The organism is Hyphomicrobium sp. (assembly GCF_041674905.1).
Taxonomy (GTDB): Bacteria; Pseudomonadota; Alphaproteobacteria; order Rhizobiales; family Hyphomicrobiaceae; genus Hyphomicrobium_B.
The window spans coordinates 1-15,416 of record NZ_JBAYUV010000003.1 but is presented as its reverse complement, the minus strand read 5'-3'; the positions used below and the strand labels follow the sequence as shown (position 1 = coordinate 15,416).

Below are 15,416 nucleotides of genomic sequence, written 5' to 3'. Positions count from 1 at the left end.
TGCAGCGCATTCAAACCTGAGACCATCGCATGAAACCGCGCGTCCGCTTCGCCCCGAGCCCTACAGGCCGCCTGCACATCGGCAACATCCGAACGGCGGCGCTCAACTGGCTCTATGCCAGGAAGCACGGTGGGCACTTTCTGCTCCGCCTCGACGACACGGATATCGCCCGCTCGACGGATGAGTTCGCTGCCGCGATCCGCGACGATCTCGAATGGCTCGGGCTGACCTGGGACGGGGACGCCCGCCAGCAGGACCGGACCGCGCGCTATGACTCGATGGCTTCGGCGTTCAAGGCCAGCGGCGTGCTCTATCCCGCCTTCGAGACGGAGGAAGAACTCGACCGGCGGCGCAAGCGTCAGCTCGCGATGCACCGGCCACCGATTTACGACCGTGCCGCGTTGAAGCTGTCCGAAAAAGAGGTCGCCGAAAAAATCGCCGAAGGCCGCAAGCCGCATTGGCGCTTTCGCCTTCCCAATACGGCGGATGGAACCGGGCTCGCGCCGCAGCCGACGCTCGTCTCCTGGAACGATTTGATCCGCGGCGACCAGACGGTCGATCTCGGCTCGCTATCCGATCCGGTTCTGATCCGCGAGGATGGAACGTACCTCTACACCCTGACCAGCGTCATCGATGACATCGACTTCGGCATCACGCATATCGTGCGCGGTGAGGATCACGTGACGAATACGGGCGTGCAGCTGGCTCTGTTCGAAGCGGCGGGCGCGACGCCGCCCGCCTTCGGGCATCACTCGCTGCTCATCGGCGCAGATGGTCAGGCACTGTCGAAGCGCCTCGGCGCACTGTCGGTGCAGAGCTTCCGCGATCTCGGACTGGAACCGATGGCGGTCCTGAGCCACGCGGCGCTCGTCGGAACATCTGACGCCATCGAGCCGCTCGCCTCGCGCGACGCCCTCGCCGAAAAGCTCGACTTCGACAAGATTTCAACAGCACCCGGCCGCTTCGATGTCGCCGAGCTGAAGACGCTGAACGGCAAGCTGCTGCACATGCTCGACTACGGCGATGTCGCCGAACGTCTTCACGAGCTTGGCGTCACGGGCGGCGAAACGTTCTGGAATGCCGTTCGCGGCAACCTCGAAGTGCTGAGCGACGCGCGGCTGTGGTGGGATGTCGTCGCCGGAGACATCGAACCGGTCATCGAAGATTCGAAGATGACGGTTGCCGCCGCCGACGCTTTGCCGGCCGAGCCATGGAGCGAGAACACATGGTCGGAGTGGACGGCCGCCGTCAAATCGCGGACCGGCGCCAAGGGCCGCGCTCTGTTTCATCCGCTGCGGCTTGCACTGACGGGACGGGAGTCCGGGCCCGAGCTTAAATCACTCCTGCCGTTGATTGGGCGCGACCGCGCATTGGCCCGCCTCGAGGGCAAGCGCGCCTAGTCAGAGATATCGACGGAAGCGGATGCTCGACTAGCGTTGCGATTCCGTCTGCCATCCGCCGCCGTCGGTAGGGGCCGGGGTAGGGGCCGGGGTAGGTGCCGCCGCTGCTGCCGATTGGGCCGCCATCGCACGTGCATCGTATCCTGAAGCGCCGCTCGCGCGCGGCTGCGCTGGCGATTGGCCGGGCGCGATCTCGGCTTTCTTCGGAGTGGACCCATCCGCCGGGACGTACTCCGCCACCTTGCACGAGCAGCCCTTGACGACTTCCTTGCGATAGCGGAACGCGAATTTGAGTTTGTTGTAGGCTTCCTGCGTTCTGAGCGCGACGGCCTGCTCGATCGTGCCGCCAGGGTTGGCATAATAATAAAGCTCCGCCGGAGCCGCGCACTTCGACGAGCACGCATCGGCGTCCTGCGGGAAATGGCTGGGCAGCGTCGAGAAGCTCATCGGAAAATAATAGCCGTCGCAGAGGCGCACGCAGACCGTCCGGAACGTTTGCGCACCGTTCGAAGCGCGCGGCGACCACGTGGTGCCGCCGCTCGATTCCTCGTCCTCCCACATGCCGTCGCTGCGCCGGCGCGCCATGTCGACATAGTTGGCGCCGCAGTTGTTGCGGGCGAGTTCCCGGATGATGTCGTCCTGATAGGAATGGCCCGAGGAGCCGAGTATGTCCTGCCGCCGCGCATCGAGGTCGGAGAGTTTCCGCTTCGACGCATCGACTTGCCGCGAGAGATCTTTGCACTGGGGCGTGTTGCGCAGCGACTTTGTGAATAGGAAATATTCATAGCAGCCGCGATCGAGCTGGGCCTTGCCGCTGTCGACGGCGCGCTCCAAAGCGCGGATTTCGTTTTCGATGCCCGGCAGTGCGTCGCGCGACTGACCGTTCTTCTGGCCCTCTTGCACCAGACGCTGTTCGAGCTGGAAGCAGATCGGATTTTTTTGCGGCCAGTTTCCGGCGGAGGGCGCGGGAGCCGGAGCCAGGCTCGACGGCGAACGTGGGGCGCCAGGAGCAGGCGGAGCCATCGGCGGCGGCGCGTCCTGCGGCATGGGCGCCGGAACCGCGTCGGGCTGGCGGTAGACCGGCTCGCGCGGCATCGGCGGGCGCTCGGGACGTTCCTCGTCGCCGCCACCGAATGGCCACCATCCCTGCGCCGAAGCCGGGCCTGGAACGGCGACGGACACGAGCGCCAGCGCCGCAAGCGTCAGCGTAAGACGGCGGGCAACACTTCTGATGAATTCCGCTCGGCTCACGCCAGCCTCTCGAACCTGCGTTAATCGAATCTGCGCATTGCTGATGGGGTCTAATCTCAGGATAAGGCGCAGTTTTGAAGCCTTAAACGCCGATTTGCTACCCGGTCAATGCGGAGCAATTGCGACCGCACGATTTTTCCAAACGCATTCAGAACCTTGACGGCAGCGCGGGCAAATCGCTAAGGCGCTGGGCGGAAGTTATCCCCACGCCACCGCCTGTGCCATACTTCGCGCCGGATCGCCCGGCGCGGTCTGACGCAGATGAACAAGACGGACGAGGTTAGAACTTGGCTCTGAAGCTCTACAACACGTTGACACGCCAGAAGGCTGAATTCGAGCCGATCGACCCCAAGAACGTGCGCATGTACGTGTGCGGCCCGACCGTCTACGACTACGCCCACATCGGCAACGCCCGTCCGGTCATCGTCTTCGACGTGCTGTTCCGCCTGCTGCGCCACGTCTACGGTCCGGAGCACGTCACCTACGTCCGCAACATCACCGACGTCGACGACAAGATCAACGCGCGTGCGGCGCGCGACTATCCGGATCTGCCCCTGAACGACGCCATCCGCAAAGTCACCGAGGCAACAGAAAAGCAGTTTCACGAGGACATCGCAGCGCTCGGCGTTCTGCCGCCGACGTTCGAGCCGCGCGCCACCGAATACATCCGCCGCGACGATGGCCGCGAGACGATGGTGTCGCTGATTGAAACGCTTGTTCAGCGCGGCAACGCCTACGTCGCGGAAGATCACGTGCTGTTCGACGTTGCGTCGATGCCGGATTACGGCCGCCTTTCGAACCGCTCGCTCGACGAGATGGAAGCCGGCGCCCGCGTCGAGGTCGCGCCGTACAAAAAAGGTCCGATGGATTTCGTGCTCTGGAAGCCGTCAAAACCCGGCGAGCCGGCGTGGTCGAGCCCGTGCGGAATCGCGACGCTCGGCCGTCCTGGATGGCACATCGAATGCTCGGCGATGGCGGGCGCTTTGCTCGGACCCGAGTTCGACATTCACGGCGGCGGCATCGACCTGACGTTCCCGCACCACGAGAACGAGATCGCGCAGTCGCGTTGCGCGCACGGCACGGCCGCGATGGCCAACGTCTGGATGCACAACGGCTTCCTGCAGGTCGAAGGCGAGAAGATGTCGAAGTCCCTCGGCAACTTCGTCACGATCAACGAGCTGCTTGGCCAGTTCCATGGAACAGTTCTGCGGCTCAATATGCTCCGTACGCATTATCGTCAGCCTATTGACTGGCAACGAAAAGAGCTAGAGCGAAGTCGGCATGAACTATGGAACTGGGCACACATCGTGTCTGACAATGGTGTTGAAAAATACTACGAAACGCCAGACCGTGATTTAGTCGATACGACCTTTGTTGCAGCCTTAGAAGACGACCTAAACACTCCTTTTGCGATTGCTCGCCTGCATGAAATAGCGTCTGCGTCTCGCACAAACCGCGAAGCAGCTAAGATTTTTGCTTCAGCAGCAGGCTTTCTCGGACTTAAAGATCTCGATAAGCCACAGTATTTTACAGATGTGATTGCAAGCTACATACCAGAAGATAGGGAGGCTGATTATAAGAAGTCGCACGCCTCTCTCGTACATTTTAAGAATTACTCAGCGAATGGTGCGATTTCTGTTGCCGAGACGTATCGCCGAGACGCATTGAGCCACGGCGTTGTCGTGCGTATAGAGACGGACACCGTCCAAATTAATTTTGCCGGTGGCGAAGATAAGGAGCCCACGGAGACGCGTGTAAAAAGGCTCGTGGATGCCCGCCTCGACGCGCGCAAGCGCAAGGACTTTGCGGAGTCGGACCGCATCCGCGACGAGCTCGCGAAGATGGGCATTTCGCTGAAAGACACGAAGAACAAGGAAACCGGCGAAATCGAAACGACCTGGGAAGTCTCGAGGTAGGGAATAGGGGGAGAGAATAGGTTTTAGGGGTGTTGGGACTAGGATTAAAATCCATATCAAAACACGTCATGGCCGCGAAGGCGGCCATCCACGACAGATTTGGAGAGTATCTGCGCTGGTCAGCGGAGTGGTCGGAAGCAGCGCCATACACTGCGAAAGTAACGACGCAGGCGCGGTTTTCGACTGATGATCAGCGGACCGCCTATGTGCGTAACGCGAACCCGGCGTAGATGGCCGCCTTCGCGGCCATGACGGAAGTACGAGGGATTTTTAGCCGTATTCGCTAAAACCCATTCTCAGGAACTCATCTCCTATTCCCCAATCCCTAACTCTATTTTCGGCATTTGCGGAGACACGCGCCGTTGTTCCCCTCCCCCTTGCGGGGAGGGGTTAGGGGTGGGGTAATTGATTGGCGTTATTTCAGCGGAGCGATCGGCAGCATTTCGAGGTGAGGGCGCCGGACGCGCGACTGATTCAGAAGGCCGCCCGCGTGTGTGAAGAGAACCCGGCGTGGATGGCCGCCTTCGCGGCCATGACGGGACTATGATGGGTGTTCGTTCCTATTCCCCAACCCCTGAAACCTAACCCTACGCCCGCTTGCTCCGCTCTTCGGCGACAAGCTCCTTCTTCGACAGTTTGCCGATCATCGTCTTCGGCAGGGCGTCGCGGAACTCGATTTCCGCCGGCATCTCGATTTTCGAAATCTTGGATTCGAGATGCTTCAGGATGTCGGCGGCCGTCGCCGTCATGCCCGTCTTCAATTTGATGAAGGCCTTCGGCGCTTCGCCCCGGTAGCCGTCCGGAATGCCGATCACGGTCACTTCCTCGACTGCCGGATGCTGGTAGATCGCATCCTCGATGCGGCGCGGATAGACGTTGTAGCCCGAGCAGATGATCAGGTCCTTGATCCGGTCGACGATCGAGAAATAGCCTTTCTTGTCCATGATCGCGACGTCGCCGGTTCTGAGGAAATCGCCGACGAACTGCTTCGCCGTCTCCTCGGGCTTCTTCCAGTAGCCCTTCATCACCTGCGGACCCTTGGCGCAAAGCTCGCCGCGTTCACCCTGAGGCACTTCTTTCGTCGGGTCGTCGAGGTCGCGCAGGGAAATGATCGTCCCCGGCAGCGGCGGCCCGATCGAGCCCGCGACCGGCTCCATGTGCACCGGATTACAGGTCAGAACGGGAGAAGCTTCCGAAAGCCCATAGCCCTCGACCACTTTCGATCCCGAGACCGCCTCGAACTGGAATTTGACTTCCAGCGGGAGGGGTGCCCCGCCCGACAGGCAGAAGCGCAACGACGAGACGTCGTAGGACTTGAACTTCGGATAATGCAGCATCGCCGTCAGAATGGTCGGCACGGCGGGCAGCACGGTCGGCTTCTCGCGGTCGATCAGCTTCAGCGCCTCGACGAGCTTGAAGCGCGGGATGAGAATGATCTTGGCCGCAAGCTCGATCGCCATGTTCATGACGACCGTCATCGCGAAGACGTGGAACAGGGGCAGCGCGCCGAGGATGCTTTCCTCGCCGGGCTTCAGGTTAACGCCCCAGGCCATGATCTGAGCCGTGTTGGCGGTGAGGTTCGCATGGGTCAGCATCGCCCCCTTGGGTGTGCCGGTCGTGCCGCCAGTGTATTGCAGCACGGCGACGTCCTCAGCGGCGTCGATGGCGACCGGCGCCGGCGGCTCCCTGGTGACGGCGAGCTTCGCCCCGTCGATGACCTTGTCCGCCGCGCGCGACCCCGCGACGTCGGCCATATCGCCGCGTTTGAAGATCGAGAACAGCAGGCCCTTGAGCGGCGGCAGGACACTCCGGAACGGCACAACGATGGTGCGTGCGACGACACCCCGCACCATGAGCTCTTCGAGCTTTGGGAAAAGCGCGGCGAGGTCGTGCGTCACCATCACCTCGGTTTCGCTGTCCCGCGCCTGGAATGTAAGCTCCTCAAGAGTATAAAGCGGATTGAAATTAACAACCGTTCCGCCGGCCTTGAGTATTGCGTAATAATAAACGATGAAGGTCGGCGTGTTGGGAAGGAATAGCCCGACTTTGGTGCCGCGCCCGATCCCGGACTTCTGAAGACCGGCCGTTACCCGGTCGACCTCGGCGGCGAGTTCGGCGTAAGTTGTTTCGCGCCCGAGAAAGCTGATAGCGGTATTTTTCGGAAAGCGGCGTGCGGCTCGCTCCAGAAGCTCTGGCACGGGTCCCGTCGGAATGGGCATGAACCAGTCGATTTCGGGCGGATACGAGGCAACCCAGGGTGGTGAGGGGGACGCAGGCTGTTGGGCTGCTTCGGGCGTCATGGTCGTCCGATCGGTCAGTGCTTGAACAAGTCGCGTTTGGCCGTTTCCGGCCTAAGAGTCGCAACCCGGAGTGAACTACTTTTGTTGAGCAAAGGCTAGCCGCCGCCGCTCTCGCATCGTGCAGAAAATCGGCATTTAAACAGGGAGTTTAGCGGTATCTGAGGCAAGCAGGAGGCGGTCCGCGACCGTCGGCGACTGGACTTGGCGGACGTTTAAGGATAAGTGACCCCCCCGCTTGCTGATGTAGTGGTCTTGATTTAGGTAGATGCCAAGCAAAACTGGCCCATCGCAGAGGTCTGCGAGGGTGGGAGAGGCCAATGGACGAAGTCGCGACGAAGGTTATCGATATCCTAAAGAAGCATATGAAGGAGCCGCGCGACGACATCTCGCTCGACACCCAGCTTACCGATCTCAAGATCGAATCCCTTGATCTTGCAATGATCGTGTTCGACATCGAAGACGGGTTCGGTATTGAGATCCCCTACAATGCCAACGAGGAAGTCGAAGCCTTCAAGACCGTTGGCTCCGTCGTCGACCGCGTCAAATCATTGATTGCAGCCAAACAGGCGTCCGCCGCAAAAGCTTGACGTTTCTGCGGCGATCTTCCCACGAATGCGATGAAGCGGACGCCGGCTGTGGCCGGAGCGTCCGCTGACTCGTGACACGAGAAAGAGCTGATGAATGTCGAAGAGTAAAGCAGGCCGGCGCGTCGTCGTTACGGGCTTCGGTGTCGTAACGCCGATCGGTACGACGGTTGATGAGTTCTGGGCCGGATTGAGAGCTGGTAAATCCGGCGTCAGTGCACTCGGCGGCTTTCCTCTCGACGATCTCAAGATCCTTATCGCGGCGCAGATCAAGGATTTCGATCCCAAACAGCGCCTGAAGCATTTCAAGCGCGATCGCATCATCACGCTCGCCGACCGCTATTCTTGGTTCGCCGCCGCGGCCGCTGACGAAGCCGTGCGCATGTCCGGCCTCGAATTGCCGGAATCTGATCCCTACCGCTCGGCGTGCATCATCGGTTCGGGCGCCGGTGGTCTCGTGACCTTTGAAACCGCCTACCGCGATCTCTTCATTCTCAACAAGCGCGCAACCCATCCGCTGACGCTGCTGCGCATCATCGGTTCGTCGGCTGCGGCGCACGTCGGCATCGAGTTCGGCGTCAAGGGTCCGACTTTCGCGACCTGCTCGGCCTGTTCGACGGCGACGCACGCCATCGGCATCGCGCGCGACTACATCCGCGACGGCGTCGTGGACGTGGCGATCGCGGGGGCTTCCGAATCCGTCATCAACTACGGAACGATGAAGGCTTGGCAGGCGCTGCACGTTCTGTCGCCCGAGGGCTGCTTCCCGTTCGCTAAGAAGCGCAACGGAACGGTGCTGGCGGAAGGCGCGGGTATTCTCGTGCTCGAAAGCCTGGAGCATGCGCAGGCGCGCGGCGCGACGATCCTTGCCGAGCTCTGCGGATACGGCATGGCCTCCGACAGCCAGGACATGGTGAAGCCGACTGTTGAAGGTCCGAGCGTCGCCATGCAGGACGCACTCAAGGACGCCGGGCTGAAGCCGGAGCAGATCGACTACCTGAACGCTCACGGCACCGCCACGATGGACAACGACATCAACGAGACCAAGGCGATCAAGAACGTCTTCGGCGATTACGCCTACAAGCTTCCGATCTCCTCGACCAAGTCCATGCACGGGCACCCGCTCGGCGCCGGCGGCGGCATCGAGGCGGTCGCCTGCATCAAGGCGATGCAGGAAGACTGGGTGCCTCCAACGATCGGTCTCGACGAGCCGGGAGACGGTTGCGACCTCGACTACATCCCGAATGTCGGTCGCGACAAAAAGGTCACCTACACGATGTCGAACTCGTTCGCGTTCGGCGGCCTCAATGCGGTGCTGGTGTTCGGCCCGCCGCCAGCCTGAGAAAAATCTTCGGTTCGGCAGAACGTCCCGGCGAGGTAAACGCCGCCGGGACAGACAATCTTAGAACATGAATCCACTTTGAGATGTGGCCGCGACGGAGCGACAGCATCGTCGTGAGCGTTCGCATGTGTGCTCCGCCGTGTCTGCGCCAAATTTGTTTGCGGTTCGCGCCTGAAACCCTTGAAGACTTCGCGCTGCAATGAGAAGCTGGTCCCTTGCGGCCGCGTCTCGTCCCGGTCGCGCAGGCCTTAAGGGGTTGAGGCGTATGCGAAAGATCGTGATCCGGGCCGGAGGTGTCGCAATTCGCGCGAAATTGCTCGACACGCCAACCGCGGAAAGAATTTGGGCCGCACTGCCGATTGAAGCCGCGGCCCGGACCTGGGGCGAGGAAGTCTATTTCGACGCGCCGGTCTCATCCGCCGCCGAGCCCGATGCTCGCGTCGTCGTCAAACCGGGCGACATCGCATTCTGGCCCGACGGGGACGCGATCGCGATCGGCTTCGGACCGACGCCCCTTTCGCGAACGCGTGGAGAAATCCGCCTCGCCGGACCGTGTAACGTCTGGGCCAAGGCGCTGGACGATGTCCGCCAGCTCAAGTCGGTCCACGCCGGCGTTGCGATTTCCATTCAAGAAGATGGCTGAGGCAGAGCACCATCGGCGCCCGCAATGAATGGATGCGCCGCGTGACATTGAAGTCCGTCGCCTGCATCGAGGATTTGCGCCGCATCGCCCACCGCAAGGTGCCGCGCGAGTTCATGGACTATTACGAATCCGGCTCCTATTCCGAACAGACGCTACGCGCCAATCGCGACGACCTCTCCAGGATTAAAATTCGCCAGCGCATCCTGCGCGGCGCATCGGACCGCGACCTTTCGCAATCGCTGCTCGGCGTCACGCAGCCGCTACCTCTCGCGCTAGGGCCGGTCGGCTTGACGGGAATGGCGCATCGCGATGGCGAGATCGCAGCCGCGCGCGCGGCCGAGAAAGCGGGCATTTCCTATACGCTCAGTACACTGTCGATCTGCTCGATCGAGGACGTCGCCGGTGCGGTCGAGAAGCCGTTCTGGTTTCAGCTCTACTTCATGAAGGATCGCGGCTTCATCGCCGATCTGATCGCGCGCGCCGAGGCAGCCAAGTGCAGCGCGCTTGTTTTGACCGCCGATCTTCAGGTTCTCGGACAGCGTCATCGCGATGTCCATAACGGCATGACCGTTCCGCCGCGCATCCGGCTGCAAACGATCGCGCATGTTCTTTCCAAGCCGCGCTGGATCGCGGGTGTGCTTTTCGGCAAGCGCAAGACGTTCGGCAATGTCGAAGGACGCATCGCGGGAACGGCAAATCTGACGTCCTATATGGACTGGATCAACAGCCAGTTCGATCAGGCGCTGTCGTGGGACGACGTCGCGTGGATCAGGGAGCGGTGGCCGGGCAAGCTCATTATCAAGGGCATCCTCGATGTCGACGATGCGCGCGCGGCGGTGAAGGCAGGCGCCGACGCCATCGTCGTTTCGAACCATGGCGGCCGCCAGCTCGACGGCGCGGTCTCATCGATCGCCATGCTGCCGCGCATCGCCGACGCGGTCGGATCGGAAACGGAAATCCTGTTCGACGGCGGCGTCCGCTCCGGGCAGGATGTGTTTCGCGCGCTGGCGCTCGGAGCGCGAGGCTGTCTACTCGGTCGCGCTTACCTCTACGGCGTTTGCGCGGCCGGCGAAGAGGGCGCACGCAAGGCCATCGAGATCATTGCCAAGGAACTCGACGTGACGATGGCGCTCGCCGGCATCCGCAGGATTGCCGACATCGGTCGATCGTCTCTCGTCGATTTGGAGTGATGAAAGCCGCTAGAGTGCTTCCGGAAAAGTGGAAACCGGTTTTCCGGTAAGAAGCACGACAAAACAAAGTGCTAGAGCCTTTCCGCGGTTCCACCAAAATCGGAAAGGGTCTAGCGTTCGCGCGGAAACATGAACGCGCGCGGCTGGCCCGGCATCTCAATTGTCTCGTAGAAGCTGACCGCATTCGGCGCCGACAGGAGCAGGCACATCGCTTCCGGCCCGGCGGCGCGGCGCGTTTCCTCGATCAATTGCCGGCCGATGCCGCGACCCTGGTAGGCGCGGTCGACGGCGAGATCGGAAAGATAGCAGCAATAGGCAAAGTCCGTCACGGATCGTGCAACGCCGACGACGGTGCCTCCATCGCGCGCGACGATGATGAGGTTCGACCCAGTGAGCATCCGCGCGATGCGGTCGCGGTCGTCGGCCGGACGCCGCTCGGCAAGGCCTGAGCTTTCGAGAACGCGGATGAAGGTATCCGGATCGAGGCCGCTGGTCTTCTCATAACGGATGCTTGCTCCGGCGCCGCCAGCGAGTACGGCTGTCATGCCGAGCCTGTCGTAGTAGGCAAATGCAATTCTGCGACGAGCCCTTCACTAAGCCAGCGTCGGTCGATCATGCCGCCCGCCGACTGAACGATCCGATCGAGCATTTCACTGCCGAACCCTTCCCTTTTAGGCAATGCCCCAACGGGCGGGCCGCCGACTTCACGCCATGTCAGACGGAAACCGTCGGCGATGAGCGCCCAGCTCACGGCGACATGACCGTTCGCTGAACAGAGGCTTCCGTACTTCACTGAGTTGGTTGCCAGTTCGTGCAGAAAGAGGGCGACCGTCGTCATATTCTTGAACGCGATCGTGATGGCGTCGCCGCTGATGCGGCATTGATCGCCATACGGGCGCAGGACAGAGACGATGACCGGAGCGGCTTCAACGCTATCGGTAGTCACATTGCGGATGACCGTCGGCGAAAAAGCGACATCGGACGCACGGGCCAGTGCGTTGACCTTTTCACGCAATATCGACGTCGTAGTTTCCGGAGCGCCGGCACTGGCGGCTTCTCTCTCTGATATAAAGATCAGGCCGGACATAACCGCGAATGCGTTCTTGATACGATGCTGGACTTCCTGAGAAAGCAATTGCTCCCGCTCGAGTGCATTCTGTAATTCCCTATCGGTCCGCGTTTTTTCCGTTACGTCGCGAGAAACGCAGAGGATCACCCTGACAAGGCCAGACCCATCAATAATCGGTGTAAGCAAATTGTCCCAATATCGAATCCCCTCAGGCGTGCGGCTTTCTCCCATAAAACGCGCAGCATATCCTTGCGCAGCTTTTTTAAGAGCATCGTCTCCGTCATCGTGCACGGCTTCCGGTAACAGGGGGTAACCACGGCATGCCAAAGCAGGTGCCTTCCGATATGCCGAGTGCAATGCAGCCGGCTCTGTTCATATTCAGCAGCCTGCCGTCGGGCGATAAGAGCTTGATGCAATCAGGTGTCACATCAAGCATCGCTTTTTGAATTTCGGTTAGGGGCGAGGATTCATCACCAATACCATCGGGGAAAATGACGTGCTTGTAGACTCCAGCAGCATGTTCCACGAGCGAAACTCCAACCACCCCCCGCATGACGCAGACTATAAGAATAGCGCAGCCTCTAGAGGGTCTCAATAATTTCTTGACCGGCTGCTTATTATGCGCAGAGCTGCTTTGCGCGAACTCTAGCTGGCTATCAGCCTAATGCCTGACCGCCGCCGTCCGTCACGGAGAGATAAAGAGGTAATTAGCGGACATCTCGTCGGGTTTGAAAAACGGCGCTGACGCGGTAGGGGAAATGGACAATTTATCGCCACGCCTGGGATTGTCCTTGCGATATAGCCTTTAGAGAATAACCGACAATCGTTCAATAACTGGCGGGTTGGGGGAAGATCCGCCTTGCCGGGTTCGAACTTCCGAATTAGCTCAAGCAAACGAAAGCTCTTCGCCCGTTGCGCATTCTATTCGCCTCAGCCGGACTGTTCTTCGTCACGTTGGGCGTTGCCGGCGCGTTCCTGCCGGTTTTACCGACGACCCCCTTTATCATTCTCGCGGCAGCCTGCTTCGCGCGATCGTCGCCGCGCCTTGAAGCGTGGTTGCTATCGCATCGAGTCTTCGGGCCGATGCTCCGCGACTGGCGCGAACGTGGCGCCATTCCACGGCGCGCCAAAACGGTCGCGGTTATCGGATGCGCGCTGGGCTATGTGCTGTTCTGGGTCGGCACGCAGCCGTCAGCCATGCCCGCGATGGCCGTTGCCGTGTTGATGCTGACCGGCCTCGCCTACGTTTTCTCCAGGCCGTCGTAATCGATCGCGCAGCCACTTGCGGGCACTGTGATGCGTGCTCGTGACGGACAGGTGCGCAACCGGCGCGCGATGCCGCCAGTTGCGCGTTTCAAATCGATCTAAAACTGTATTGAGATCGTTATTTGGGGTTTTGAGTGTCTGCGCCCTGATCGGGAACGCGCGTGCCGACATTGCCCGTCGCGGGAAGCGTGCCCTCGTCACCCATGCGATGCGAGCCCGCCGTGCCGCTGCTTTCACCGGTGCTGGCGCCCATTTCAGGAACGCGCGTCGTCGCGCTGTTTGTTGCGGGAAGCTTGCCGTCGTCGCCCATGCGGTGGCGGGCAGGATCGTTGGCCGGTTGGTCGTCGGCAAGTGCGGGTGTGAGAGCCGCACCAGAGAGAAGCGCGCAGAAGGCCGTCGCGATAATCATCTTTTTCATGGTCGTGAGCTCCTGGATTTAAGCGTCCTCCCCCAAGCGTCCCTGACCCGTGTCGCGATGTTAGCGAATATTCCTGCGGCGGACAGGACAATTTGCCAATGCGGATCGGAATTGAGCATTCATTAATATGAAAACGAGATTCAAATTTGCGATTCAGTTTCTTCGAAGGCCATCCTCTGTTCATAAATCCGGGCGTATCTGCGGCTGAGCGAGCGCGAGGCCGGCTGTCACGGCGATGACAGCCGTCTCACGAAACCAGCCTACAGGAGCGCGGCGTTGAGCCATAAATGCGTAGCGATGCTCGCCACGAATCCCAATGCGATCGCCCACGCCCATCGAAGGTGATTGAGAAACGTGTAGTGGTTGCGCACTAAACCCATCAGCACCACGCCTGCCGCCGACCCAATGGATACGAGACTGCCGCCAACGCCCGCGCTCAGCGTGACGAGCATCCACTGGCCATTCGACATGTCGGGATTCATGGTGAGTACCGCAAACATCAGCGGAATATTGTCGAACGCCGCTCCCAGCAATCCGATCGCGATATTGGCTGATGTCGCGCCGAGGTAACCATAGAGATAATTGGATAGCACCGCGAGATATCCCGCGACGCCAAGCCCGGCGACGGCGAAAATGATGCCGAAGAAAAAGAGCAGGGTATCCCATTCGACGTGCCGCATCTCGCGCAGCGAGTCGAATCCGAAATCCTTGTCGTTGCGGCTCCGTGCGATGCGTTGCAGGAAATAGCTGTACATCTGCAGGTATCCGAGGCCGAGCATCATCCCGAGCGCCGGCGGCAGGCCGAGGAAACTCTTGAACGACACGGCCGTCGCGAGCGTCGCAAGAAACAGCCAAATCACAACGATACCGCCGGGCTTCATCCGCTTCGCATCGCCCCAGGGTTCCGGCGCGCCTTTCGGTACACCGAAATGCATCAGCGTTGCCGGAACGAGAAAGTTCACGAGCGACGGCAGGAAGAGATAGAAAAACTCAAAAAAGGTGAGCTTGCCTTTCTGCCAGACCATGAGGGACGTGATGTCCCCGAAGGGCGAGAACACGCCGCCGGCGTTGGCGGCCACCACGATGATGATGCAGCCCATCACGATGAACTGGTAATTACCGACTCCGACCGCGACAACGACCGCACCCATGACGAGGGCCGTGGTGAGATTGTCGATGATCGGGCCGAAAAGAAACGCCAGCCCTCCGACAAGCCAGAAAAGCTGCCGGTATGAGAGGTTCATGTTGACGAGCTTGCCGCGCAGCGCGTCGAAAACGCGGCGCTCCTGCATGGTGTTGACGTAGGTGATCGCCACGACGAGAAACAGCATCAGCTCGCCGTAATCCAGGATCACGTGCTTGGCGGCGGCTTCCAGCACGTCGCTTTCTCCGTGCATCGCATAGACGACGCCGAGAAGCGCCCAGATGAGGCCCGCGGCCAGCATGACGGGCTTCGATTTGCGCAGTTGAATGGCCTTTTCGACGGCCACTAGTCCGTAAGCGATGAAGAAAATGGCCAGCGCCAGAAAACCGACAGGATGCCGTGTCAAGTCGATTTTTGGTACGGTTTCCAGCGCGTGCGCCGATGAAGCAAGCGAGAATGTTAAGACGAGGGCAAGCGAAAGCCACAGCCTGCTGCAAATGCCACTCATCTTTTCTCCTTGCTATGATCTGAACGAAGACTCCAAACGGGCAATCCGTGCCGCGCTGTGACATTGCGGCGCGAATGACGCCGCGACGGGGAAGCGCAGAAGATCGTACACTGAAGAACGCCGATTGCGAAACACGCTGAGCGCGACACGAACAGCGCCGTTAATTGCATTCAAGCGCAATTTCGGTACAACAAGCGCGATCGACAATATCGAGGTGAGGGAGCACCGTATATCCGGTGGGCGCAGCGCAGTGATCAACCTGCCTCTGTCAACGCCGGAGAGAATGTGCAGCAGATTTCCGGAGCAAAAGTGCAGCACCGACGCCAGCAAGAAGGCCCCCGATATCGGGGGCCTTCTTGCTTATGGAGCCTTATTGCTGCGCGGT

At 60.6% G+C, this 15,416-nt stretch carries 15 protein-coding genes; 8 read left to right on the top strand and 7 right to left on the bottom strand.

Annotation, left to right across the window (positions count from 1 at the left end):
• Positions 1–29: 29 nt before the first annotated feature.
• Positions 30–1,400 carry a glutamate--tRNA ligase gene (gene gltX / locus WC026_RS01820; RefSeq protein ID WP_372709096.1) on the top strand — a complete coding sequence of 457 codons (1,371 nt, stop codon included), beginning with the start codon at positions 30–32 and terminating at the stop codon, positions 1,398–1,400.
• A gap of 30 nt (positions 1,401–1,430) precedes the next feature.
• On the opposite strand, the gene WC026_RS01815 is transcribed toward gltX, so the two are convergent.
• The gene (locus tag WC026_RS01815; protein ID WP_372709095.1) at positions 1,431–2,651 is read right to left on the bottom strand and encodes a DUF2865 domain-containing protein; all 1,221 of its coding nucleotides are present in this window, start codon (positions 2,649–2,651) and stop codon (positions 1,431–1,433) included.
• 287 nt (positions 2,652–2,938) lie between these two features.
• Here WC026_RS01815 and cysS point away from each other — a divergent pair, with 287 nt between their 5' ends.
• Positions 2,939–4,567: a cysteine--tRNA ligase gene (gene cysS / locus WC026_RS01810; RefSeq protein WP_372709094.1), complete on the top strand. Its 1,629-nt coding sequence runs from the start codon at positions 2,939–2,941 to the stop codon at positions 4,565–4,567.
• 587 nt (positions 4,568–5,154) lie between these two features.
• On the opposite strand, the gene WC026_RS01805 is transcribed toward cysS, so the two are convergent.
• Entirely contained in the window at positions 5,155–6,867 is a 1,713-nt protein-coding gene (locus tag WC026_RS01805) for a long-chain fatty acid--CoA ligase (RefSeq protein ID WP_372709093.1), read from the bottom strand.
• Positions 6,868–7,184: 317 nt separating this feature from the next.
• Here WC026_RS01805 and WC026_RS01800 point away from each other — a divergent pair, with 317 nt between their 5' ends.
• The 4 genes from WC026_RS01800 to WC026_RS01785 all read left to right on the top strand — a co-directional run bounded on the left by WC026_RS01800 (position 7,185) and on the right by WC026_RS01785 (position 10,626).
• Positions 7,185–7,454, top strand: a complete 270-nt coding sequence (locus WC026_RS01800) for an acyl carrier protein (RefSeq protein WP_013215797.1) — start codon at positions 7,185–7,187, stop codon at positions 7,452–7,454.
• A gap of 94 nt (positions 7,455–7,548) precedes the next feature.
• Positions 7,549–8,793 (top strand): beta-ketoacyl synthase, encoded by a 1,245-nt coding sequence (locus WC026_RS01795; protein ID WP_372709092.1) that lies wholly within the window; start codon positions 7,549–7,551, stop codon positions 8,791–8,793.
• 265 nt (positions 8,794–9,058) lie between these two features.
• Positions 9,059–9,436 carry a cyclophilin-like fold protein gene (locus tag WC026_RS01790; RefSeq protein WP_372709091.1) on the top strand — a complete coding sequence of 126 codons (378 nt, stop codon included), beginning with the start codon at positions 9,059–9,061 and terminating at the stop codon, positions 9,434–9,436.
• 47 nt (positions 9,437–9,483) lie between these two features.
• Positions 9,484–10,626, top strand: a complete 1,143-nt coding sequence (locus tag WC026_RS01785; protein WP_372709216.1) for an L-lactate dehydrogenase — start codon at positions 9,484–9,486, stop codon at positions 10,624–10,626.
• A 110-nt stretch (positions 10,627–10,736) separates the two neighbouring features.
• Here WC026_RS01785 and WC026_RS01780 read toward each other — a convergent pair whose 3' ends face one another.
• Genes WC026_RS01780 through WC026_RS01770 form a run of 3 tightly spaced genes read right to left on the bottom strand, consistent with a single transcriptional unit; the run spans position 10,737 to position 12,221 of the window.
• Positions 10,737–11,171: a GNAT family N-acetyltransferase gene (locus WC026_RS01780; RefSeq protein ID WP_372709090.1), complete on the bottom strand. Its 435-nt coding sequence runs from the start codon at positions 11,169–11,171 to the stop codon at positions 10,737–10,739.
• A complete protein-coding gene (locus WC026_RS01775) occupies positions 11,168–11,986 on the bottom strand; it encodes an HWE histidine kinase domain-containing protein (protein WP_372709089.1) in 819 nt (272 codons plus the stop codon). The genes WC026_RS01780 and WC026_RS01775 overlap by 4 nt, the downstream gene beginning before the upstream one ends.
• Positions 11,976–12,221: a hypothetical protein gene (locus WC026_RS01770; RefSeq protein WP_372709088.1), complete on the bottom strand. Its 246-nt coding sequence runs from the start codon at positions 12,219–12,221 to the stop codon at positions 11,976–11,978. The genes WC026_RS01775 and WC026_RS01770 overlap by 11 nt, the downstream gene beginning before the upstream one ends.
• A gap of 386 nt (positions 12,222–12,607) precedes the next feature.
• On the opposite strand from WC026_RS01770, the gene WC026_RS01765 reads away from it, so the two are divergent.
• Positions 12,608–12,961 carry a YbaN family protein gene (locus WC026_RS01765; RefSeq protein ID WP_372709087.1) on the top strand — a complete coding sequence of 118 codons (354 nt, stop codon included), beginning with the start codon at positions 12,608–12,610 and terminating at the stop codon, positions 12,959–12,961.
• Between the two features lie 118 nt (positions 12,962–13,079).
• On the opposite strand, the gene WC026_RS01760 is transcribed toward WC026_RS01765, so the two are convergent.
• Both WC026_RS01760 and nhaD read right to left on the bottom strand, forming a co-directional pair.
• A complete protein-coding gene (locus WC026_RS01760) occupies positions 13,080–13,379 on the bottom strand; it encodes a hypothetical protein (RefSeq protein ID WP_372709086.1) in 300 nt (99 codons plus the stop codon).
• Between the two features lie 260 nt (positions 13,380–13,639).
• Positions 13,640–15,031, bottom strand: coding sequence for a sodium:proton antiporter NhaD (nhaD, locus tag WC026_RS01755; protein ID WP_372709085.1), 1,392 nt, complete (start codon positions 15,029–15,031; stop codon positions 13,640–13,642).
• A 124-nt stretch (positions 15,032–15,155) separates the two neighbouring features.
• Here nhaD and WC026_RS01750 point away from each other — a divergent pair.
• Positions 15,156–15,416, top strand: a 261-nt coding sequence (locus WC026_RS01750) for a hypothetical protein (RefSeq protein ID WP_372709084.1), incomplete at its 3' end; no start/stop codon positions are given.